This window comes from Streptomyces kanasensis, from assembly GCF_043077165.1.
GTDB classification, from domain to species: domain Bacteria; phylum Actinomycetota; class Actinomycetes; order Streptomycetales; family Streptomycetaceae; genus Streptomyces; species Streptomyces changanensis.
Genome location: NZ_JBIBSF010000011.1, coordinates 110,028 through 130,359 on the forward strand (window position 1 = coordinate 110,028; position 20,332 = coordinate 130,359).

At 74.7% G+C, this 20,332-nt stretch carries 15 protein-coding genes; 7 read left to right on the top strand and 8 right to left on the bottom strand.

From position 1 onward, the window contains the following. The first annotated feature begins 77 nt into the window (after positions 1 to 77). The 3 genes from ACF053_RS25455 to ACF053_RS25465 all read left to right on the top strand — a co-directional run bounded on the left by ACF053_RS25455 (position 78) and on the right by ACF053_RS25465 (position 3,727). Entirely contained in the window at positions 78 to 1,697 is a 1,620-nt protein-coding gene (locus ACF053_RS25455) for an ADP-ribosyltransferase domain-containing protein (RefSeq protein ID WP_391956085.1), read from the top strand. A gap of 120 nt (positions 1,698 to 1,817) precedes the next feature. Next, a complete protein-coding gene (locus tag ACF053_RS25460) occupies positions 1,818 to 3,044 on the top strand; it encodes a threonine synthase (RefSeq protein ID WP_391956086.1) in 1,227 nt (408 codons plus the stop codon). Positions 3,045 to 3,106: 62 nt separating this feature from the next. Continuing rightward, positions 3,107 to 3,727: a helix-turn-helix transcriptional regulator gene (locus ACF053_RS25465; RefSeq protein ID WP_391956087.1), complete on the top strand. Its 621-nt coding sequence runs from the start codon at positions 3,107 to 3,109 to the stop codon at positions 3,725 to 3,727. Here the strand turns inward: ACF053_RS25465 and ACF053_RS25470 are convergent. Together ACF053_RS25470 and ACF053_RS25475 are read right to left on the bottom strand one after the other, a co-directional pair. Further along, entirely contained in the window at positions 3,715 to 5,208 is a 1,494-nt protein-coding gene (locus ACF053_RS25470; protein ID WP_391956088.1) for a serine/threonine-protein kinase, read from the bottom strand. The two genes, ACF053_RS25465 and ACF053_RS25470, sit on opposite strands and share 13 nt — an antisense overlap. Before the next feature lie 312 nt (positions 5,209 to 5,520). Further along, complete coding sequence (locus ACF053_RS25475; protein WP_391956089.1) at positions 5,521 to 6,258, bottom strand: bleomycin resistance protein; 738 nt, start codon at positions 6,256 to 6,258, stop codon at positions 5,521 to 5,523. A 148-nt stretch (positions 6,259 to 6,406) separates the two neighbouring features. Between ACF053_RS25475 and ACF053_RS25480 the strand changes: the two genes are divergently transcribed. Then, a complete protein-coding gene (locus ACF053_RS25480) occupies positions 6,407 to 8,602 on the top strand; it encodes a DUF4139 domain-containing protein (RefSeq protein WP_391956090.1) in 2,196 nt (731 codons plus the stop codon). Positions 8,603 to 8,610: 8 nt separating this feature from the next. After that, positions 8,611 to 10,179, top strand: a complete 1,569-nt coding sequence (locus ACF053_RS25485; RefSeq protein ID WP_391956091.1) for a mucoidy inhibitor MuiA family protein — start codon at positions 8,611 to 8,613, stop codon at positions 10,177 to 10,179. Positions 10,180 to 10,463: 284 nt separating this feature from the next. Here ACF053_RS25485 and ACF053_RS25490 read toward each other — a convergent pair whose 3' ends face one another. Then, a complete protein-coding gene (locus ACF053_RS25490) occupies positions 10,464 to 10,787 on the bottom strand; it encodes a hypothetical protein (protein WP_391956092.1) in 324 nt (107 codons plus the stop codon). 451 nt (positions 10,788 to 11,238) lie between these two features. On the opposite strand from ACF053_RS25490, the gene ACF053_RS25495 reads away from it, so the two are divergent. After that, the gene (locus ACF053_RS25495) at positions 11,239 to 11,727 is read left to right on the top strand and encodes a MarR family winged helix-turn-helix transcriptional regulator (protein WP_391956093.1); all 489 of its coding nucleotides are present in this window, start codon (positions 11,239 to 11,241) and stop codon (positions 11,725 to 11,727) included. Next, positions 11,724 to 13,037 carry an MFS transporter gene (locus ACF053_RS25500; RefSeq protein WP_391956094.1) on the top strand — a complete coding sequence of 438 codons (1,314 nt, stop codon included), beginning with the start codon at positions 11,724 to 11,726 and terminating at the stop codon, positions 13,035 to 13,037. Before ACF053_RS25495 ends, ACF053_RS25500 begins: the two co-directional genes overlap by 4 nt. Positions 13,038 to 13,215: 178 nt before the next feature. Here ACF053_RS25500 and ACF053_RS25505 read toward each other — a convergent pair whose 3' ends face one another. The 5 genes from ACF053_RS25505 to ACF053_RS25525 all read right to left on the bottom strand — a co-directional run bounded on the left by ACF053_RS25505 (position 13,216) and on the right by ACF053_RS25525 (position 19,971). Further along, positions 13,216 to 15,951 carry an exo-rhamnogalacturonan lyase family protein gene (locus ACF053_RS25505; protein WP_391956095.1) on the bottom strand — a complete coding sequence of 912 codons (2,736 nt, stop codon included), beginning with the start codon at positions 15,949 to 15,951 and terminating at the stop codon, positions 13,216 to 13,218. A gap of 235 nt (positions 15,952 to 16,186) precedes the next feature. Next, the gene (locus ACF053_RS25510; protein WP_391956096.1) at positions 16,187 to 16,819 is read right to left on the bottom strand and encodes a hypothetical protein; all 633 of its coding nucleotides are present in this window, start codon (positions 16,817 to 16,819) and stop codon (positions 16,187 to 16,189) included. Positions 16,820 to 16,823: 4 nt separating this feature from the next. Continuing rightward, positions 16,824 to 17,681, bottom strand: a complete 858-nt coding sequence (locus ACF053_RS25515) for a carbohydrate ABC transporter permease (protein ID WP_391956097.1) — start codon at positions 17,679 to 17,681, stop codon at positions 16,824 to 16,826. Continuing rightward, the gene (locus ACF053_RS25520) at positions 17,678 to 18,685 is read right to left on the bottom strand and encodes a carbohydrate ABC transporter permease (RefSeq protein WP_391956098.1); all 1,008 of its coding nucleotides are present in this window, start codon (positions 18,683 to 18,685) and stop codon (positions 17,678 to 17,680) included. The genes ACF053_RS25515 and ACF053_RS25520 overlap by 4 nt, the downstream gene beginning before the upstream one ends. Further along, a complete protein-coding gene (locus ACF053_RS25525; RefSeq protein ID WP_391956099.1) occupies positions 18,685 to 19,971 on the bottom strand; it encodes an ABC transporter substrate-binding protein in 1,287 nt (428 codons plus the stop codon). Before ACF053_RS25525 ends, ACF053_RS25520 begins: the two co-directional genes overlap by 1 nt. Between the last annotated feature and the right edge of the window lie 361 nt (positions 19,972 to 20,332).

Below are 20,332 nucleotides of genomic sequence, written 5' to 3' on the forward strand. Positions count from 1 at the left end.
ACCCCGCCGGCCCCCCGGCCGGTGGGCCCGCCGACCACGTCCACCCCTCAGGTGCGACGACCGGGAGCCCCGCCCCCATGAGTGACGCCGCCACCACCCCGGCCCAGCCCGACGCCGACGACCCGCTGGGTCTCACCGACCTCTTCAAGGGCGGGGGCGAGCCCTGGCTCCCGCTGCTCAAGCCCGTCATCGAGGCGCAGCCGGACGCGGCCGGGTTCATCGGCCAGGGCCGGAGCCCGGAGGTCGTCCCCGTCCGGGAACTGACCTTCCAGGCCCTCAAGCCGCACCCTCCGCACAAGTGGAAGGTGGTCGTCTTCGGGCAGAACCCGTATCCGCGGCCGGAGAGCGCCACCGGCATAGCGATGTTCGACAACACCTTCAACGACTGGAAGGACAGCCAGTTCGGCAGGGTCGTCAGCATCCGCTGCCTCATCAAGGCGGCGGCCATGTGGAAGTACGGCATCGCCCGGAAGACCCCCATCGCGGACCTGCGCGCCCTGCTGAGGGAGCGGGAGACGGTCCAGCCGCCGGAATGGTTCCAGGCGATGCTCACACAGGGCGTGCTCCTGCTGAACGCGTCACTCACCGCCAGTGGGGACGGCGCGATGGGAGCCGACCGGCACACCGCGTTCTGGCGGCCCGTCGCCGAACGGATCGTCGAGGAGATCCTCAAGGCCAAGCAGGATGCCGACGAGGAGGACCGCGGCGTCGTCTTCGCCTGGTGGGGGGCCCACGCGCGCAGCCTGAAGAGGATCGTCCTGCGGCTGCAGAAGAAGTACCCGGACGTCGAGGTCCGGCACATCGACCACGCCAACCCCGCGGCCCAGGGCGACATCTTCTGCGAGGGCGACCACTTCGCCACGGTCAACGCGGCCCTCGCGTCGCTGGGCGCCGAGGAGATCGACTGGCTGCCGAGCAAGGGGTGGGACGAGGCGGCGGTCGACGCGGGCGGTGCGGACGGCGACGTCGCGGCCCGTATGGGCGCCTTCATCGCCTCGACCATGGAACTGCACCAGCTGTACCTGGAGCGGCTCACCAGCGTCAAGGACGAGGGGCTCGTCCTCCCGGCGATCACCGGGGTCTTCGACACCCCGCTGATGGACTTCCGGGACGCCGTCGCCCCGGTGGCCGGCGTGCTGCCCGGGCTGGGCCGGCACATCGACCGGTCCGGGGAGTTCGGCGAGCGGCGCGCGGTCGAGACGGCCGGCGGCCTGTCGGCCCACGCGATCGCCGCGCTCCACCTCTACACCTGTGAGTCCGCCTTCTACCGGGAGATCAACGCCGTCCTGCGCTCCCCGGACCGGACCGAGGTCGTGCCGTACCTGCCGTACCTGCGGCTGCTGTTCTCCGCGGTCTCCGAGCTGCCCGCCCACACCCGGCCCCTGTGGCGCGGCGTGTCGCTGGACCTGCGGGCGCAGTACCCGGTCGGGCGGACGGTGACCTGGTGGGGCGTCTCCTCGTGCACCTCGGAGCTCGCCGTGGCCCGGTCCTTCCTGGGCAACCGCGGCAAGCGGACGCTCTTCGAGGTCACACCCGCCCACGCGGTCGGGATCCGGAGCTTCTCCGCCTTCACCGGGGAGGAGGAGTACATCCTCGCACCGGGCACGCAGCTCCGGGTGACGGACGTGAAGGCGGAGCGCGGCGGCCTGTGCACGGTCAGGCTGGCCGAAGTGGACGCCGCCCCCCTCGTCTCCTGACGGCCGGCACGCGGCCGGGGCGACCAAGACGGAGGCGGCGAACGGGATTGGACCTTCCGTCCAGACGTGGATAGTCTGTCCAAGGCGTCGGCGCCCGGCCGGCGCGGAAGGAGGGCCGCCGTGCCGCAGCAGGACCCCTCGGGGACCAGCCCGCACCTCGTCGACGTACGCTCCGGCCGTACCTACGCGCTGGACCCGCTGCGGTGGCGCGGTGACGACGGCGCGCCGCTGACGGTGTCGCCGCTGCCCGGCCTCACCCCCTCGGGCGTCGACACCGGCACCCGCTCGCTCTGGCGGTACCGGGCCGCGCTCCCCGACGTCTGCGGGGAGCGGCCCGTCAGCCTCGGCGAGGGCCGCACCCCGCTCGTCGAGGGGACGTGGGACGGCGAGCCGGTCCTGTTCAAGCTGGAGTGGTTCAGCCCCACCGGCAGCTTCAAGGACCGGGGCAGCAGCGTCATGGTCTCCGCGCTGGCCGCGAGCGGGGTGCGGGAGGTCGTCGAGGACAGCTCGGGCAACGGCGGGTCGTCCGTCGCCGCCTACGGCGCCGCGGCCGGGATCGGCGTCACCATCCTCGTCCCCGAGGGCACGTCACCGGCGAAGGTCCTGCAGACCCGGGCGTACGGCGCCGCCGTCGACACGGTGCCGGGCGGTCGCGACGAGACCGCCGCCGAGGCCCTGCGCCGGTCGGCCGACACCTGCTACGCCGGGCACAACTGGCACCCGTTCTTCCTCCAGGGCACCAAGACCCTCGCCTACGAACTCTGGGAGGACCTCGGCTTCCGGGCCCCCGACGCCGTGGTCACGGTCGCGGGGGCCGGGAGCATCGTCCTCGGCTGCGACCTCGGCTTCTCCGAGCTGCTCGCAGCCGGGCGGATCCCCCGGCTGCCCCGGCTGCTCGTGGCGCAGCCGGCCGCCTGCGCCCCGCTGCACGCGGCGTTCCAGGGCCTGCCGGCGCCCGACTTCGGGCCGACGATCGCCGAGGGCACGGCGATCCGGGAGCCGGTGCGGCAGCCGGAGGTCGTCGACGCGATCCGCCGCTCGGGCGGGGACACCGTCGCGCTGTCCGAAGAGGCCATCATGGCCGCCGCCCGGCGTCTCGCGGCCTCGGGCCTCTACGCGGAGCCCACCAGTGCGACCGCCGCGGCGGCGGTGTCGCTGTTCCGCGAGCGGGGGGCGATCCGGGACGGCGAGACGACCGTGGTCGTGCTGACCGGATCGGGGCTCAAGGCCCCCGTCGCGACGGACCGCCTGCTGTCAGCGGCCGGCACGGGGCAGGGGACCGGCGGCGGGACCGCAACCGGCGACAACGGTGGAGCCGGGGCCCCGGCCGGGGACGGTGCCGTATGACGGCCGGGCCGGGCGACTCCGGGCGAGCCCCGGAACGCGCCCCCTCCCACCCCGCCCCGCCGATGAGCGAGGACGACCTGTTGCTGCGCGAGGCCGAGAAGATCGTCACCGCGCTGGGCGCCATGTTCCCCGGACTGTGCGAGGTGGTGCTGCACGACCTGCGCGACCCGCGGCACGCCGTGCGCGCCATCGAGAACAACCTCTCCGGCCGGCGGGTCGGCGCCGGGGCCACCGAGCTCGGTCTCGCCCGCATCGAGGACCCGGACTACCCGGGCATCCTGCAGAACTACCCCAACAGCTTCCCCGACGGCCGGCCCGCCAAGAGCACGTCGATCGGGCTCAAGAACAGCCGGGGCGAGTACGTGGCGGCCATCTGCCTCAACCTCGACGTGTCCCTCCTCGGCACCGTGGCCCGGACCCTGGCCAACCTGGTGCGCACCGATCCCTCGGACGAGCCGGTGGAGGAGACCCTGCGGGCACAGACGGTGGAAGAACTGCGAGCGGTGGTCGAGGAGTTCGCCGCCGCGCGGGGGAGTACACCGCGCGGACTGGACACGGCCGCCCGGCGTGAGCTCGTCCGGGCGCTCAAGGACCGCGGGTACCTGCGGGTGAAGCACTCGGTCCAGGCCCTCGCCGATCTCCTCGGCATCTCCCGCGCCACCGTGTACAACTACCTGCGCTGACCGTCGACCGACGACTGTCCGCCGTGCTTGTTGCCCTTCTTCTCCTTCGGCGGCTTGACCTTGGCCGGCTGCGCGTCCGTCTCCTCACGTCCGGGGCCTCCCGCCGCGTCGCCCCGTGCGTTGCCCTGCCCGCCCCGGAAGGCGGTCGGAGCCCCTCCGGTGTCGGCATCGGTACCGGTGTCGGGACGCTCGTCGGCCGTCGGGCCTGTCCGGTCGGCCGCCGTGTCGGAGGTGCCGGCGGGGGAGCTCGTGAGCGGGCCGGGATCGGAAGCCGGTACGACGGGGGAGGAGGGCGACGGGTCGGGGCGCTCCGCCGAGGCCGACGGCTGGTCCGTCACGGCCACCCGCGGCGGGGGCACCGCGCCCTCGCCCTCGACGGGACGTCCGTCGATCGATCCGGTCAGGGTGACGCCGAACACGGCCAGCGCCGCGCCCGCCGTCAGCAGGGCCCGGCCGGTACGGAACGACGGAGCGGGCGCCGGGGCGGCGTGCCCGGGGGCCGCCCGGCCGCCGCCCGGCGCCGCCGCGACCGCCGGACCGGCGCCGGCGGCGCCACCGGTGCGCGCGTCCGTGTCCTGCGAGTGCAGCGTGTCGTCCGCGGGATTCCGGTCGTCCTCCGGCGGGCGGACGCCCGGGAGGGACGGCGCCGGGTGCGCGTCCGGCACCGCGGCCAGCGCCCTGGAGCAGGCGGCGGCGTCCGGCCGGCTGTTCGCGTCCGGATCCGTCATGGCCTCCAGCAGCGCGACGAGGTCACGCGGGAGGTCCGCGGGGATGACGGGGGGCCGGTGCAACCGCGCGATCGCGGCTTCCAGCGGAGCGCCCGCGTACTCCAGTTCGCCCTTGAGTGACTCCAGGAGGACCAGACCGAGGCTGTACACGTCCGCGGCCGGCCCGGCGCCCTGGCCCAGCACCTGCTCTGGGGCCAGGTACGCGGCCGTGCCCACGAGCGTGCCGGTGCTCGTGTGGGCGGTGGTGTCGAGCAGCCGGGAGATGCCGAAGTCGGTGAGGTGCGGGGCGCCCGACCCGTCCAGGAGTATGTTCGACGGCTTGACGTCGCGGTGCACGACACCGGCCGCGTGGACGTGGGACAGGACGGAGGCCAGTGCGGCACCGGTCCGACAGGCCTCACCGGAGGTCAGGGGGGCCATGGCGATGCGCCGGCGCAACGTCGTCCCCTTGATGAGCTGCATCACCAGGTAGGGCTGCCCGTCCTCCTGGCCGGAGTCGTACACGGTGACCAGCCCGGGGTGCTCCAGCCGGGCCAGCAAGCGGCCCTCGTGGTCGAAGCGCTCCTCCGTCTGGACCGCGCTCTCCGGCCGGAAGACCTTCACCGCGACCGGTCGCCGCAGGCGCAGGTCCAGCCCCTCGTACACGTCAGCCGCACCGCCGCGCCCGAGCAGGTCGTCGAGCCGGTAGCGGCCGGCGACCACATGGGCCGTGAGCCGGAGATCCGGTCGGATGGACCACGGGCGGACCTTCATCTGTGCTCCCTGCGTGCGTTCCGCTGACACCTTCCCGTCCGCCCGCCCACGTGCGTCCGTGCCGGGCCGTTGCCCGACCGCATGACTGCCGGACCGCGCCCGGCGCCGGACGGCAGGCCGCAGCCCGACCGTGTGCGAGCACGGACTACGCGTGCCCCCTCAACGCGCAGCCATCCGTGCCGGGAGCGGAAAGTCCGGATCGGTGCCCGCGCGGAGGGCTTCGACCCGGGGACATGACGGAGGGGCGGAGGACGGAGGGGCGGTACCGGACGTACGGTGGTCCGACGCCGGTCGTGGCCGGCGGCGCGCGGTTCAGGGGTCGGACACGGTGCCGGCCGGGGCGGCCCCCCTGTCCCGGAGTTCCGCGAGGCGGTCGAGGTCGTCGCGCACCGACCGCCGCTCGTCCGGGGACAGGGCGACCGCCTCGGCCCGGGTGAGCGTGCGGGACGCGGTCTCGTCGTCCCCGAGGCGTTCGGCGACGTCCGCGCGGAGGACGAGGAGCCGCAGGAGCTGCACGGGGGTGGGCCGCTCGTCCCGGAGGTGCAGCACCCGGTCGATGATCTTGGCGGCGCCCGCCGGGTCGTCCCGGGAGTCCGCGAACAGGGCGCCGAGGTGCAGGGCCCGGGCGAAGGTCTCCTCCGGGGCGGGCAGGTGGTGCCGGTCGGCGCGCGTCGGGCAGCCGACGCGGACGCAGTTGCCACCCGGGTCCGTCATGAGGAACTGCCGCATCCCGTGCGAGGTGTCCCTGACCGGTCCGAGGCGGGGCAGTCCGCGGGTCGGTACCTTCCCGTAGGCGGCCTTGAGCCCGGCGCGGAAGGCCTCGTGGAGTCCGTCCACGTCATCGGTGAGGACGTAGCAGGTGCTGTACGACCCGGCCGGCTCGTACTGCTTCATCGCGAAGAACTGGAGCTGGATGCCGCCGCGTTCGACGACCGCGTACGGGTTGGGGCTCCTCTGCTCGAAGGTCACCGTGAAGCCGAGGGCCGTGTAGAAGTCGAGGACGGGGCGGAGGGCCCGGCACGGGAGTATCGGGATCGTCTTCTCGCTCACGGGACCCACCCTAGTCAAATTTGAAGAGCGGGTGTGGGGGTTCGTGTGTGGCCGCGGTCGCAGGAGTGCCCCGGACGCGGTGGGGACGCGTCGACGACCCCGTCGTAGGCTTCGCCCAGCACGGGAACGGCGGCGGGGGGCGGGGCACATGACGGCTGGTACGACACCGGGGTGGAGTTCGGTCCTCGACGCGGTCGTGGTGTACGCGCAAGGCGCGGTCTGCCGGCGCCTGGCGCGTGGCAGCGTGCCGCAGGACGGCCGGGTGCGGGTGACGGGACTGCCGTGCACGCTGGACCCGGGTTCGCTGCGGGCCCGTGTCGTGGGCGCCTCCGGTGCGCGCGTCACCGAGGCCCGGGTGGAGGTCGAGGCGGAACCGTCCGACGCCGCAACCGAAACCGACACCGACCGAGGCACCGGCTCGGACGCCGGGACTCCCGACGCCCTGCGGCGGGAGGTGGAGCGGCTGCGGGACGAGCGCACGGCCGTCCGGGGGCGCCGCGACCGGCAGCTGGGCCTGATCGAGGAGGTCGCCGCGCTGCGCCCGGTACCGCCGGTCCGCAGGCGTGACGACCCGCACCGGCGGACACCGGTCGACGCCTGGCTGGAGCTCGCCGACTTCGTCGACGAACGGCTGGCGGGGCTGCACGCCCGGCTCGCCGAACTGGACGGGGACCTGCGCCGCGTCGAGCACGAGCTCGACATCGCCGCGGACCGTCTCGGGCGCGCCTCCACCGACGCGCCGTCAGCGCACGTGGACACCACCGTCTCGGCGCTGCTGACCCTCACCGGCCCCACCGGCGCCACCACAACCGAGGTGGAGGTGGAGTACGGGGTGCCCGGCGCCGTCTGGGTGCCGACCTACCGCCTCACCCACCGCCGCGGCGACACCGGTGGCCTCCTGCTGCTGCGGGCAGCGGTCGCCCAGCGCACGGGCGAGGACTGGACCGGCGTACACGTGGCCCTGGCCACCGCCGACCTGCGGCGCGCCACCGACCTGCCGCGGCTCCGCTCGCTGCGTATCGGACGCCGTCAGCCCGCCCCCGCGCCCTCGGGTTGGCGCGAGCCGCCGGCGGGTCTCGGCGAGCTGTTCGCCGGGTACGACGCGACGGGCCCGCGCCCCGCCACGACCGCCGCAGCAGGCACGACCGCCGCAGCAGGCACGACCGCCGCAGCAGGCACGGCAGCGGCGGCGTCGGCCCGAGCGGTCACGGCCACGGCGGGTGCGGCAGCCGGAGCGGGTCCCGCTCCCGCTCCGCCCGCCTCCTCGGCCGGCCCAGTACCCCCGCCGCCTCCGGCGCCGCTCGGCTACGGCGCACCGCCCGCCGCGTTCGCGGTGCCCGGCGGCGCACCGCCGCAGCCCTTCGCCGGCGCAGCCCCCGCTCCCGCGGCACCGGCCCGGTCGCGACCGGACGGCAGGCCGCGCACGGCAGGCAGGGCGGCGGCCCCTGCCGCGGGGCCCGCCGCTCCCGGGCGGGCCCCGGCCCCGCCCCCTCCGGCGCCGGCGGGGCCGCCGCAGCCGAGCGGCGCCGAACTCGACTACGCCGCCCTCGTCCTGTGCGGCCCCGACGACCGGCGCGACCGCCGCGGCCGGCTGTTCCCCGACCCCACCCCCGATCCGGTGGCCGCCGAGCACCGCCGCCGCGCCGAAGCGGTCGCCGCGCTGCGGCTTCCCGGGCACGCCGTGCGGCCCCGCGAGTCGGCGGGCTCGTTCGACCACCGCTACGACTGCGCCGCCCGCGCCGACATCCCCTCGGACGGCACCTGGCACACCGTCACCGTCGGCGAGATCCCGGTCGGCCTGCGCACCGAGTACCTGTGCGTGCCGTCGGTGGAGCCGACCGTGTACGCGACGCTGGTCCTCTCCAACGCCACCGACCAGGCACTGCTGGCCGGCCCGGTCGACGTCACCGCCGACGACGAGTTCCTGCTCACCGCGGCCCTGCCCACGCTCGCCCCCGGCGGTGTCCGGCGTCTGGGGCTCGGCCCGGCCGAGGGCGTCCGGGTCACCCGCGGCGCCCACCTCCGCGAGTCGACCTCCGGCCTGCGCGGCACCACCACCGTGCTCGACCACCGCGTTCACGTCGAGCTGGCCAACAGCCTGACGGGGCCCGTGACCGTCGAGGTCCGCGAACGGGTCCCCGTCACCTCCGAACCGGACGTCCGGATCGAGGAGCGCGCCGACTGGAGCGTCCCCGACGACGGCACCGGGCCCGACCGCCACGCCCCGGGCACCCGCGTCTGGCGGGTGGAGCTGCCCGCGGGCGGCACCGCCGCCCTCGACGGCGGGTACGAGATCCGCATCCCGGCCGGCAAGGCCCTGGTCGGCGGCAACCGCAGGAGCTGACACACGCCATGACCACGCCCCCGGCCCCCGGACCGATCGCCCTCCCCGTCACCGCCGTCACCTGTCTGGAGGACCGCGCCCACGTCGAGCGCGCCGCCACGCTCGACCTGCGGGCCGGGGTCCAGCGGCTGCGCCTCGGACCGGTCAGCGCGCTGGCCGTCGACCGGACCCTGCACGCCGAGCTGACCGCCGACCAGCCCGCGTCCGTGCTCGACGTGCGGATCGTCCGCGCCTGGACGCCGCGCGGACCGGTGCCGTCCGCCGCCGACGACTCGGCCCTGCGCCACCGCGAACACGCCCTCGGTGAGGAGCGACGCGAGCTGGAGCACCGGCGCGACCGCCTGCACGCCCGTCTCGACGCGCTCGGCCGCCTCGCCGCAGACCTGCTGCGGGACATCGGCGAAGGCGCCGGCGCCGGCGAGACCGACACGGCGCGCTGGACCCGCGAACTGGACCGGACGGACGACGAACGGGCTTCGTACGCCGAGCGACTGCGCACCACCGACGCCCGGTTGACCGCACTCGACGCCGAACTCGACGCGGTCCGTCAGGCGATGGACCGCACCGGGGAGGGGCCGGCCGAGCTGATCGGCCACATCGAGCTGACCGTGGAGGCCACGGCCGCCGGACCGGCCGCCCTGCGCCTGACCCACCTCACCCCGTGCGCGCTGTGGCGGCCCGCCTACCGGGCCGTGCTCGACGGGGACGCCCTGACGCTGGAGACCGACGCGATGGTCTGGCAGCGCACCGGCGAGGACTGGTCCGACGTACGGCTGACGCTGTCGACGGCCCGCTCGGCGCTCGCCGCCGACCCGCCGCCGCTGGGCGAGGACCGGCTGACGCTCACGGACCGCTCCGCCGCGGATCGCCGCACGGTCGACGTCGAGCTCCGCGACGAGGAGGTCGGCGATCTGGGCCCGACCCCGGTGCTCGGCCTGCCGGGCGTCGACGACGGCGGCCGGACGCGGGTGCTCCACTCCCCGGAGCCGGTCTCCGTACGCGCGGACGGCCGTGCCCACCGCGTGCCGATCTCCTCCTTCACCACGGCCGCGACCAGCGAGTACGCCTGCTCGCCCGAACTGTCCCCGCTGGTCACCCGCGTGGTGCGGTGCGACAACCGGTCCGGGCACGCGCTCCTGGCCGGGCCCGTCGACCTGGTCCGCGGCAGCGGGTCCGGCGGCCGCGGCTCGCTGGACTTCACCGCGCCGGGCGCCCCCGTCGAGCTGGCCTTCGGGAGCTGCGACGACCACCGCGTGGTCCGGCACACCGAGGAGTCCCGCGACACCGCCGGCCTGACCCAACGGACCGTGGTCACCCGCTCGGTGCGGCTGGACCTGTCCCGGTTCTCCGCCCCGGGTGAGCAGGACGACCGGGTCGTCGTCGTTCGGGAGCGCATTCCCGTCTCCGAGGTGGCGGCGGTGGAGGTGCGGCTGCGGGGCGACGCGTGTTCCCCGCGCCCCGACGAGGTCGACGCCGACGGCATCGCACGCTGGGACGTCACCCTCCCGCCGGGCGGCCGCCGCACGGTCACCCTGGTGTACGAGCTGTCGGCGAGCGCCAAGGTCACCGGGCTCTGACCCGGATCCCGGGCTCTGACCCGGATCCCGGGCTCTGACCCGGATCCCGGACCGTGACCCGGATCCCGGGCTCTGCCCCGGACACCGGGCCGCTCGCGGCGCCGCTGCCCCGGTTCCGCCCGGGGGCTCGGGCGTCCCGCCGGCGGTGGAGCGCCACCGCCGGCCCGGGACGCCCGTCTGCGCGGTCCGTGCGCCTCTCCCGACGCGACGCAGGACCCGGAGCGGTCGGTCCGGGCTCTGCAACGTCGCGGGTGGCACCCGACCGGCCGTCACCGGCCCGGCCGTCAGAGGTGATCGCCGACCAGGGGCACGGTGGTGAGGCGGCGGCCGGTCGTGTAGTCACCGGGGGGCCGGGTGGCCGGGCGGGCAGGGTGGTCGAAGGCGTGGCGCCGCCGCCGACGGCGCCGGCCCGAGCGGGCCTGCGGCTGCCGCCGCGGCTCGGCCGCCGCCTGCGGCGGGGACGGCACACCGGCGGCGGCACCGTCGCCCCACAACGCGTCCTGGTGCCACACCATGCGGATCGCGGTCTGCCCGTCGAGCCGCGCCGGGGGCGCCTCGGACAGTTTCCGCTCCGCGGCCCGAAGCCGCGCCACGGCTGATGACGTCACACGCACCCCTCCCACGGCGGTCCGACTCGACGATCCGCCTTCCCCTCCTACCGCCGCTGACGCCGGTACGTACGCACCTCGCCGGGACGGCCCCGGCATGACGGTACCCCGGCTGCTCCGGTGCGGCGGACGGGCCGGGGCGGGCCGTGGGCCGTCGTCCCCACCGGCACGCGTCCGGCCGCGCGGTGGGTCAGGATGCGCGGGTGCCTCGTACGCCAGGGCGACCGGCCGGCACCGGCGGCTGCCGAGCGGGCGGGAGAAGGGGCGGCGCTGGTCGTCACGGCGCTCCTGCGGCCGCCTGGTGGCATCCCCGCTCGCGGGTCCCACGCGAGCCCCCCGCGGCGGCCGGAAGACGGGGCCGGCAGGGGCGGCCCGGCCGACGGTTCCGGGGGCGCGGACGACGGGCGACATCGGCACAGGGGAATTGTATGAGCGCTGTCATATTTGCGCTGTGACGCATTCCGACCCCACGCTCCTCCCCGACCCCTGGCAGCCGCTGCACGAACTGCTGGCCGCCATGGACGCCGAGATCGAGCAGGTCTACCGGGAGCGCGGCATCGAGGGGGTACGGCCGCGGTTCGCCTATCCGCTGATCCGGCTCGCCCACACCGGACCGATGACCATCCGCCGGCTCGCGGAGTCCCTGGGGCGCTCCCACTCCGCGACCAGCCAGACCGTCGCCGCCCTGCGCAAGGAGGGCCTGGTCACCTCCGAGCCCGGGCCCGACGCCCGCACCCGGCGCATCGAGCTGACCGAGCGGGGCCGGTCGCTGGTGCCGTTCCTGGAGGCCGAGTGGCGCGCCACCCACGCCACGGTCACCGAGCTGGACGGGGAGATCCCGTACGCGCTGACCACCGCCGTCGGGGAACTGCGGCGGGCACTGGGACGCCGGTCGATGCGGCAGCGGATCCTCGACCACCTCGCCGAGCCACCGCGATGAGCCGACGCGTCCGGTTCCTCGACACCCGCCCGCTGCGAAGCAGCCGGCCCTTCCGCTCCCTGTGGATCGGCTCCGCCGCCTCCCAACTCGGCGGGCAGATCGCCCTGGTGGCGGTGCTGGCCCAGGTCTGGGACCTGACCGGCAGCCCGGTCGGCACGGGCGCCATCGGTCTCGCGACCGGTCTGCCGATGGTGGTGTTCGGGCTGCTCGGCGGCACGTTGGCCGACGCCGTGGACCGCCGGGCGATCGTGCGTGCCACCACCGCCGGTCAAGTGCTCGCCGCCGGCGGGCTGTGCGCGCAGGCGCTGGCGGGCAACCGCGACGTACCGGTGCTGTTCGCCCTGGTCGTCCTGGGTGCCGCCTGCGGCGCACTCGGCGCCCCCGCCCGCCGCACCTTCCCGGTGCGGCTGCTGCCCGCGGACCAGGTCGCGGCCGGTCTCGCGCTGAGCAACCTCTCCTTCCAGGTGGCGATGCTGGGCGGGCCCGCGCTGGCCGGACTGGTGATCGCCCGCTGGGACCTTCCCGCCGCCTACGCCGCGCAGGCCGTCGCCAGCATGGTCGCGCTGCTCTCGCTGCTCCACCTCCCGGCCATGAGGCCCGAGGGCGCCGACGCGGCGGGCGGCAGGCGCCGGCCGGAGCGCGGCGGCCTGCGGACCGTCCTGCGCCGGCCGACGCTGTGGGGCTCGTTGGGCACCGACCCGTCGGCCACGCTGCTCGCCATGCCGGTCGCGCTCTTCCCGCTGGTCAACGAGATCCGCTTCGACGGCGACCCGCGGACCCTCGGTCTGTTCCTGTCGGCCGTCGCGGTCGGAGGCGTCACGGCCGGCCTCCTCTCCGGCACGGTGACGCGCCGGCGGCGCGGCGGCCTGGTGCAGCTGACCGCGGCCGGCACCTGGGGGCTGGCGCTGGCCGGCTTCGGGCTGGCCGAGCCGCTGTGGGCGGCCCTCGGATGCCTGGCCGTGGCCGGTGCCGCCGACACGGTGTCGGTGATCACCCGAGGCGCCCTGGTGCAGGTGGAGACCCCCGACGCGTACCGCGGTCGGATCTCCTCCGTGGAACACGTGATCGGCGTCGCCGGCCCCGAACTCGGCAACTTCCGCGGCGGCCTGCTGGCGTCCGTCACCTCCGCCCCCCTCGCCCTGGTCGCCGGCGGGCTGTCCGCCGCGCTGGCGGTCGCCGCCGTGGCCGCGGCCAACGCCCCCCTCCGCGCCTACCGCACCCCGACCACCGCCCACGGGCCGACCGTGCCCGAGGCCGCCGACGCGGCGAGGGCCCCCGAGGCCGCCGACACGGCGACGGCCGCCCGCTAGCGACGGCCGCCCCGCCAGGCGGCCGCGGTCGATCCCGCCGGCCTGCCCCCTCCGTACGCGTCCCCACTCGCGCACAACCCGACCGCGGACGCGGTGGACCGCGCCGCGACCGGCCGGTGCGCCGGCCGACACGCCCCAGCGCGGTGCGCCGGCCGACACGCCCCCGCCCGGGGAGGGGTCAGCGCGGGATCCGATCCCCGATCAGTGCGAGGTTCTGGATGGCCGCGAGGCCGAACAGGGCCGTGGTGTTGGTGCTGATCCCCGGGTGCTCGTAGCCCGGTTCGAGGACGGCCGGGCCCTTTAAGGGTGTCTTCTCCCACGTCATGGCGGTGGTGTAGCCGTCGCTGTCCAGGAACTTCCGCCAGGCGCGCGCCGCCAGCCCGTCGTCCCCCAACTGGGCCGCCGCGTACGCGTCCTGGCGCGAATGGCCCTGGAAGAGCAGGAGGTTCCCGAAGTGCGCACCGTACCGGGCCGCCTGTTCCGCCTTGGTCGCGTTGAAGTAGCGGCAGTAGTCCAGCCAGGCGGCCTTGAAGGCGGGCACGTCGATCAGGTCGATGAGCTCGGCGCACATCTCGACGAGCCCGAACATGGCCGACAGGTGGGAGACGCCGACGACCGGTTCGGCCGGGACCGCGAAACGGCCGGTGTCGAGGTCGTACAGGCCCGTGCCCTGGACGAAGCCGTTGGGCTGGGCGCCGATGGTCTCCATGGTGGAACGCAGCCGGGCCTCCGCCTTGGCGGCCTTGGGCCCCCGCCGCTCCCACTCGGTCAGCCAGGCCGCCGCCAGGCCGCTCCAGTCGGTGCCGAAACCGATGGACAGCGCGTTGCGGTCCGGGATGTACGGCTCGGTACGGATCTTGCGGATCGGGTCGAGGACGAGGAACGTCTCGTCCGAGTCGACCAGGTCGTGCATGAGGTCCCCGACCCGCTCGTCGCCGGTGAGGAAGTAGTACGGGCGGCGGTAGACGGCGGTCGAGATCCGCTGCTGCTTGGCGCTGCACGCGAAGTGCTGCACCCCGTGCCGGGTGCCGAGCCCGGCCCACTTCCCGAGGTGGTAGACATCGACCTCGCCGGTGTGCCGGGTCATGGCCTCCGCGAACCGGAAGATGTCGCCGCGGCCCGAGCGCAGGTAGGCGTACCAGAGCCACAGGTCGGGCGAGAGCTCGGAGTTGTCCCAGGCGTAGCCCCCGACGTCGTACCGCCACTGGTGGCGGTCCTCGTCGTAGGTGTGCATGATGTCGCCGTAGTCCCAGAAGCCGTACCAGCGGCGCTGCTCGACCTGGTCCTTGTAGTACGTGAAGAGGAAGTCGAGCTGGTCCTCGATCCTCGCCTTCGCCGGTACGGAGCGGTCGACGGGCGCGAACAGCCCGCCGAACACGCCCGCGCGGGCGAGGTCGGCGGGGCCCGCCGCGAGCTGGGGCGGCGTGCGCACGGCGGCGGCCTGGGCGACGAGCACGTCGGCGCCCGGCGTCGCGTCGTTGACCCAGAACATCAGCTCGCTGGTGCGGGCGATGCCGTACGGGGTGCCGAATCCGGGCTCGTAGTCCTCGTAGGTGATGTTGAGGCCCTCGAGCTGCTCCGGGTACGTGTCCTGCCCCATGCCGTCGTGGTAGAAGCGCAGGTCCATGGGCTGCGCCTCGGGGGACCAGAGCCAGCAGGTCACCTCCGCCGCGTCGCCGGCCGCCCCCCGTATGTCGAGCTGGGCGGGGTGCTTCTCCCAGAAGTCCCGCAGCCCGAAGGACAGTCCGCCGCCGACCCCGCCGACGTACCCGAAGCCGTTCGCCCGGCCGCCGCCCCCGGCGGTGATCCAACCGCGGCCGGGGCCGGTGCGTTTGCGGAGGGTGAAGCCGTCGGCGGACAGCTGCGCGAGGGTGTAGTCGCCCCAGTGGGGGACGTACGCCAGGCGGCTGGTGACGCGCTGGTCCCAGGTGGCCGGGTCGGGCAGCCTCTCGCCCTTCACCTGCGCGGCGCGCACGGCGGCACCGGGGTCGCGACGCAGACCGGTGATCCCCTGCACGGCCTCCGTGAGGAACCCCTCGCCCTCGCCCGCGATGCGGATGTGGCGGTCGTAGGCGGCGTCCCGCATGGGCACGGTGAAGCGGACGCCGAGGCCGCGGATGAAGTCCTCGTCCTGGTCACCGTCGAAGGTGATGGTGTGGACCATGCGGAACGAGTCGGCGCCCGCGTGGAAGTACAGCCGCACGCTGAACGGCAGCAGGCGGCGGCTCCCCTTGCGGTGCGTGCCGTCGATGCGCACCACCGCCCGCACGGGCCCGCGCTGTTCGACGGTCGCGCCGCTGATCTCGCCGTCGAACCGCTCCCACGAGACGCTGCCCTGGTCGCCGTCGTCCGGGACGCCCTGGCGCAGCAGGACGAGGCGGCCATCGGTGACGATCTTCGTCCCGCCCCGGGTGACGGACTCGACGAGCCTGCGCCCGCCCCGGGGGACGACGGCCCTGATCGTGCCGGTGTCGACGGTGATCCTGCGGCCGGTCTCGGTGACGGTGACCCGGCGGGCGGCGGTGGCCGGGATCCCGGCGGCGAGGGTGAACCTCTCCGCCCCGGCCGCCTCGGGGCCGACCGCGTGGGCGGTCCACTTGAGGGAACCGTCGGGCCAGTAGGCGGTGGCCCAGGTCTGCACGGGGATGCCACGGTCGCCGTCCGCGGTCGTCAGGGCGAACGTCCGGTCCGCCGGGTGGGCGCCCTTGGGCCACGGGACGCCGAACGTGGAGCCGGGCGCGGCTCCGAGCCCGCCCTCCTCCAGCCAGCCGACGTCCACCGGGGCGTCCCCGGCGGGGGCGGCGGGCGGCGAGGCCGCCCGAGCGGTGTCCCGACCGAGCGCCCAGCTGAACTGCGCGGCGGCGCCGGCGGCCGCGGCGGCCTTCATGAGACCTCTGCGCGCGAGGGGAGTCATGGGTGTCCTTTCGTCGACATGACGCTCCGGAGGTACGGGTGTGCCACGGGACCGTGGCCGTGGTGTGGGGTGCGGTCGGGGCCGGGGCGCGGACGGGGAGCGCACGCGGTGGGTCGGGCCCTGCCGGGGGAACGGGCCCCGACGGGTACGGGCCTCGTCGGGGGAACGGGCCCCGACGAGGACGGCCCTCGCCGGGGGAGGCGCGCGGCGTGAACGGACTGCGCCGGTGTCAGGCTCAACCGGGAGCGGACCCCGGCGGCGGGGGCGACCCCGCCCGCGCCCGCCCCCCTCCTGTGGCCGCTCCTCGGGCGTCCGCCCGCCGCTCCAGCGCGAGGGCCGCCGCCGTGACGACGCCGAGCGCGGGCGCCGCCAGCGGCAGCGCGAACCACGCCGACGCCGCGACCACGGCGAACCCGCACACGAGCAGGGAGGAGCCCACCGGGTCGCGTACCGTCCGCCGGGCGGCGACGGCGGACAGCGCCCGCCAGGAGGCGCCCGGACGCCACGCCACGGCCGCCCGCAGCCCCGCGACCGCGAGGGCGAGCAGCGCCAGCACCCCGACGGTGCCGGCGAAGGCGCCGCCCGGCAGCCCGCCCGCCCGTACGACGGCCAGGTCCGCCGCCACCAGGGCGAGCGCTCCCCACCCGGCCAGCCCGGCGAGCCACCCGCTCCGCGCCGCGGCCCGCAGGTCGGCCGCGTACTCCCGCAGCCCGCCGCGCTCGTGGGCGAGGTGGCGGCGCAGGTGGGCGGCCCCGGCCGCGACGGCCGCGGGCAGGGTGACGAGCGGCAGCGACGCGAGCGCGATCCACACGCCGGTGAGCAGGCACTCGGCGAAGACCCCGAAGCGCACCAGGCGCAGCGTCCGCACCGCTTCAGCCCTTCAGACCCGAGGTGGCCATGCCGTCGATCAGATGGCGCTGGAAGGCCAGGAAGAACAGCAGCACGGGCAGCAGGGCGACCAGCGACATCGCGATCATGCTGCCGTAGTTGGCGACGCCGTCCTGGTCCACGAACATCTTCAGACCGAGCGAGACCGTGTACTTCTCGGGTTCGTTGAGGTAGATCAGCGGGCCCATGAAGTCGTTCCACGCGTTGATGAAGGTGAAGATCGCGCTGGTGATCAGCGCGGGCCGGCACAGCGGCAGCACGATCGACCAGTAGATGCGCGCGTGCCCGCAGCCGTCCAGCCGGGCCGCCTCGTCCAGTTCCTTCGGCAACCCCCGCATGAACTGCACCATCAGGAACACGAAGAAGGCGTCCGTCGCGAGGTACTTGCCGAGCAGCAGCGGCGTGTAGGTGTCGATCAGGCCCAGTTCCTGGAACAGCACGTACTGCGGGATGAGCAGCACGTGGTACGGCAGCAGCAGCGTGCCGATCATCAACGCGAAGAGGACGCTCCGCCCGGCGAACCCGATCCGGGCGAAGGCGTAGGCGGCGAGCGAGCAGGAGACCAGCACCCCGACGACCGAACCGAGCGCCAGGAACAGGGAGTTGCCGAAGAAGGTGGAGACGGGGATGTCGGCGATGCCGTCGGCGAGGCGCCGGTAGTTGTCGGTGAGGGGATCGGCGGGGAACAGCTCCAGGCTGCCGACGATCTCGTCGTTGGGCTTGAACGAGCCGCCGATCACCCACACCACGGGGTAGAGCACCACCGCGAGGACGGCGAGCGCCCCGAGGTGCCAGGCGAACGATCCGGCACCCCGCCGGCGCGGGGACGTGACGACGCTCATCGGGCGGCCTCCTCGTAGTGCACCCAGCGCCGCTGGGACCAGAACAGCACCGCCGTCACCAGGCCGACCGCGAGGAGCAGCATCCAGGCCATGGCGGAGGCGAAGCCCATGCGGCTGTTCTCGAAGCCCTGGACGTACAGGTAGCAGGTGTAGACGAGCGTGGCGTCGGCGGGACCACAGGTGCCGCCCTGGCCCCCGAGGATGTACGCCGAGCCGAAGATCTGGAACGAGTGGATGGTCTCCAGCAGGACGTTGAAGAAGAGCACCGGCGAGATCATCGGCAGCGTGATGCTCCGGAACCGGCGCCAGGCGCCCGCCCCGTCGACCTCGGCCGCCTCGTACAACTCGCGCGGCACCTGCTTCAGGCCGGCCAGGAAGATGACCATGGGGGCGCCGAACTGCCAGACCGTCAGCGCCACCAGGCTGTACAGGATCCAGTCCGGGTCGCCCGTCCAACCGCCGACGTCCACGCCGAACAGGGCCCGCTGGGCGCGGTCGACGATGGCGTCGTCCGAGAAGATCGCCTTCCAGACGATCGCGACGGAGACACTGGCCCCGATCAGGGAGGGCGCGTAGAACGCCGCCCGGTAGAAGGACTGACCGCGGCGCTTCTGGTTGAGCAGCAGCGCCACGCCCAATGCGGCGGCGAGCTTCAGCGGGGTGCCGATGACCACGTACCAGAGCGTCACCTCCACCGACGTGCGCCAGCGGGGGTCGGCGAACATGTCGGTGAAGTTCTTCAGGCCGATCCAGCGGGGGGCGTCGAAGAGGTCGTAGTCCGTGAAGGCGAAGTAGAGCGAGGCGACCATCGGGCCTGCCGTCAGGAGCAGGAACCCGGCGAGCCAGGGCGACATGAAGAGGTAGCCGGCGAGGTTGTCGTCCCGGCGGCGGCTGCGGTGGGCGCGGGCGCCGCCGGTCGGGACGGACGGTGCCGGGGGTCCGGCGGCGCCCTTCGCCGGGGGCCCCGACGAGGCCGGGCGGCGCTGCGTCACGGTGTCCCCCATCAGGACCCCAGGGCCGTCTTCGCCTCGGTGAAGAACTGCGCGACCGCTTCGGCGACGGACCGCCTGCCCAGGGCCATGTCCTCGGCGATGCGCAGGAACGCCGCCTCCGCCACGTCGGCACCGGCCGGGTGCGGCGTGATGGGCTCCAGCACGCGGCTGTCGACGAGTTGCTGCTCGTAGGCGGCGATCTGCCGGTTGACCTCGTCGGTCGGGGTGAACGCCTCGTACTGCGCGGTGGTGGCCGGCACGCCCCGGTCGTACCCCATGATCTTCGCGACCTCGGGGTCGTGGACCATGAAGTCGATGAACCGGGCGACCTCCTCGGGGTGCTTGGTGCGCCGGGACGCGCTCAGCATCAGCGAACCGAGGTACTGGCCGGTCCTCCTGCCGTCGGTGGTGGGGATCGGCGCGAGGCCGTACTGGCTCTTGCCTTCGGAGGTGTAGCGGATGGTGAAGTTGTCCCAGGTGAACTCGGCCGCGGCCAGCTCTCCGGCGACGGCCGACTTGGGCTTGATCTGGGCGACCTTCTTGGGGTCGGCGTGGACGCCGGACCGCACGCCCGCCCGCGCCGCGGTCCACCAGTCGGTGAGGTCCGCCTCGGTGAAGCCGAGTCCGTCCTTCGTGAAGAACGCCTTGCCGTGCTGGCGCAGGTGGAGGTCGTACAGGTACATGACGCCGTACAGGCCGCTGTCCCCGGCGCGGCCCTGGGTGTCGCGGATCTTCGCCATGGCGGCCCGGAACTCGCCCCAGGTCCAGCCGGGTTCCGGTGTGATGCCGGCCTCGGCGAACACGGCCCGGTCGATGACGAGGGCCATGGAGTTGGAGCCGACGGGGACGCCCAGCAGCTTGCCGTCGACCTCGCCGAACCTCTCCAGCCCGGCACGGAAGCCCCGCATGCGCAGGTTCCCGGCCTCGGCCTGCGGACGGAGGTCGAGCAGCACGTTCTTCTCGTCGTACTTGCGCAGGAAGCCGATCGCGTTCTGGAACACGTCCGGCGGGTTGCCGCCGGAGGCCTGGGTGTTGAACTTCTTCCAGAAGTCGAGGTAGGGCTGGAAGTCGGTCTTCACCCTGATCTTCGGGTGCTTCTTCTCGAAGAGCCGGATCGTCCGGTTGATGCGCCCGGCGCGGTCGTCGGACCCCCACCACGCGTACCTGATCGTGACGGTGCCGTCGCCGCCCGCGCCGCTTCCGGAGCCGCAGCCCGCCGCCGTCAGGCCGAGAGCGGCCGCGGAGCCGCCCGCCGCCTTGAGCAGGCCGCGCCGGTCAACAGTCCCGTCGGTACGCACAGTTGTCCTCCAGCCGGCTTTGAATCGTTTTAGGAAAGCGCTTGCCGGGCCAACGTAGGGACCGCCGTCGAGTACGTCAACGGTTCGGACGAGATCCGTCAGGCGCGGGTCGGTCCCAGCGCAGGCCCGGCCCTCCGCCCGCCGTGCCCGCCCTGACCGCCGGCCGCCGCGTCGGTCACCCGGGGGAATGAATCGATTCATGGCACCACTGGGGAGGGGGGCGCCCGCCATCCGGCGACCCGGGAAGCGCGGCGGTCGCGGAACGAACGGCACGGGCGCGGGGCGACCTCGCCGACCGTGGATCGTCTCTTCGAACGGGACCGTAGGTTCGGTGGCCGCCGGCGTCAATGGCGCGGCGCGG

Coding starts and splice junctions, on each gene's coding strand:
- ACF053_RS25455 (WP_391956085.1), top strand. CDS start 78: ATGAGTGACGCCGCCACCACCCCGGCCCAGCCCGACGCCGACGACCCG.
- ACF053_RS25465 (WP_391956087.1), top strand. CDS start 3,107: ATGAGCGAGGACGACCTGTTGCTGCGCGAGGCCGAGAAGATCGTCACC.
- ACF053_RS25470 (WP_391956088.1), bottom strand. CDS start 5,208: ATGAAGGTCCGCCCGTGGTCCATCCGACCGGATCTCCGGCTCACGGCC.
- ACF053_RS25480 (WP_391956090.1), top strand. CDS start 6,407: ATGACGGCTGGTACGACACCGGGGTGGAGTTCGGTCCTCGACGCGGTC.
- ACF053_RS25485 (WP_391956091.1), top strand. CDS start 8,611: ATGACCACGCCCCCGGCCCCCGGACCGATCGCCCTCCCCGTCACCGCC.
- ACF053_RS25500 (WP_391956094.1), top strand. CDS start 11,724: ATGAGCCGACGCGTCCGGTTCCTCGACACCCGCCCGCTGCGAAGCAGC.
- ACF053_RS25505 (WP_391956095.1), bottom strand. CDS start 15,951: ATGACTCCCCTCGCGCGCAGAGGTCTCATGAAGGCCGCCGCGGCCGCC.
- ACF053_RS25515 (WP_391956097.1), bottom strand. CDS start 17,681: ATGAGCGTCGTCACGTCCCCGCGCCGGCGGGGTGCCGGATCGTTCGCC.
- ACF053_RS25520 (WP_391956098.1), bottom strand. CDS start 18,685: ATGGGGGACACCGTGACGCAGCGCCGCCCGGCCTCGTCGGGGCCCCCG.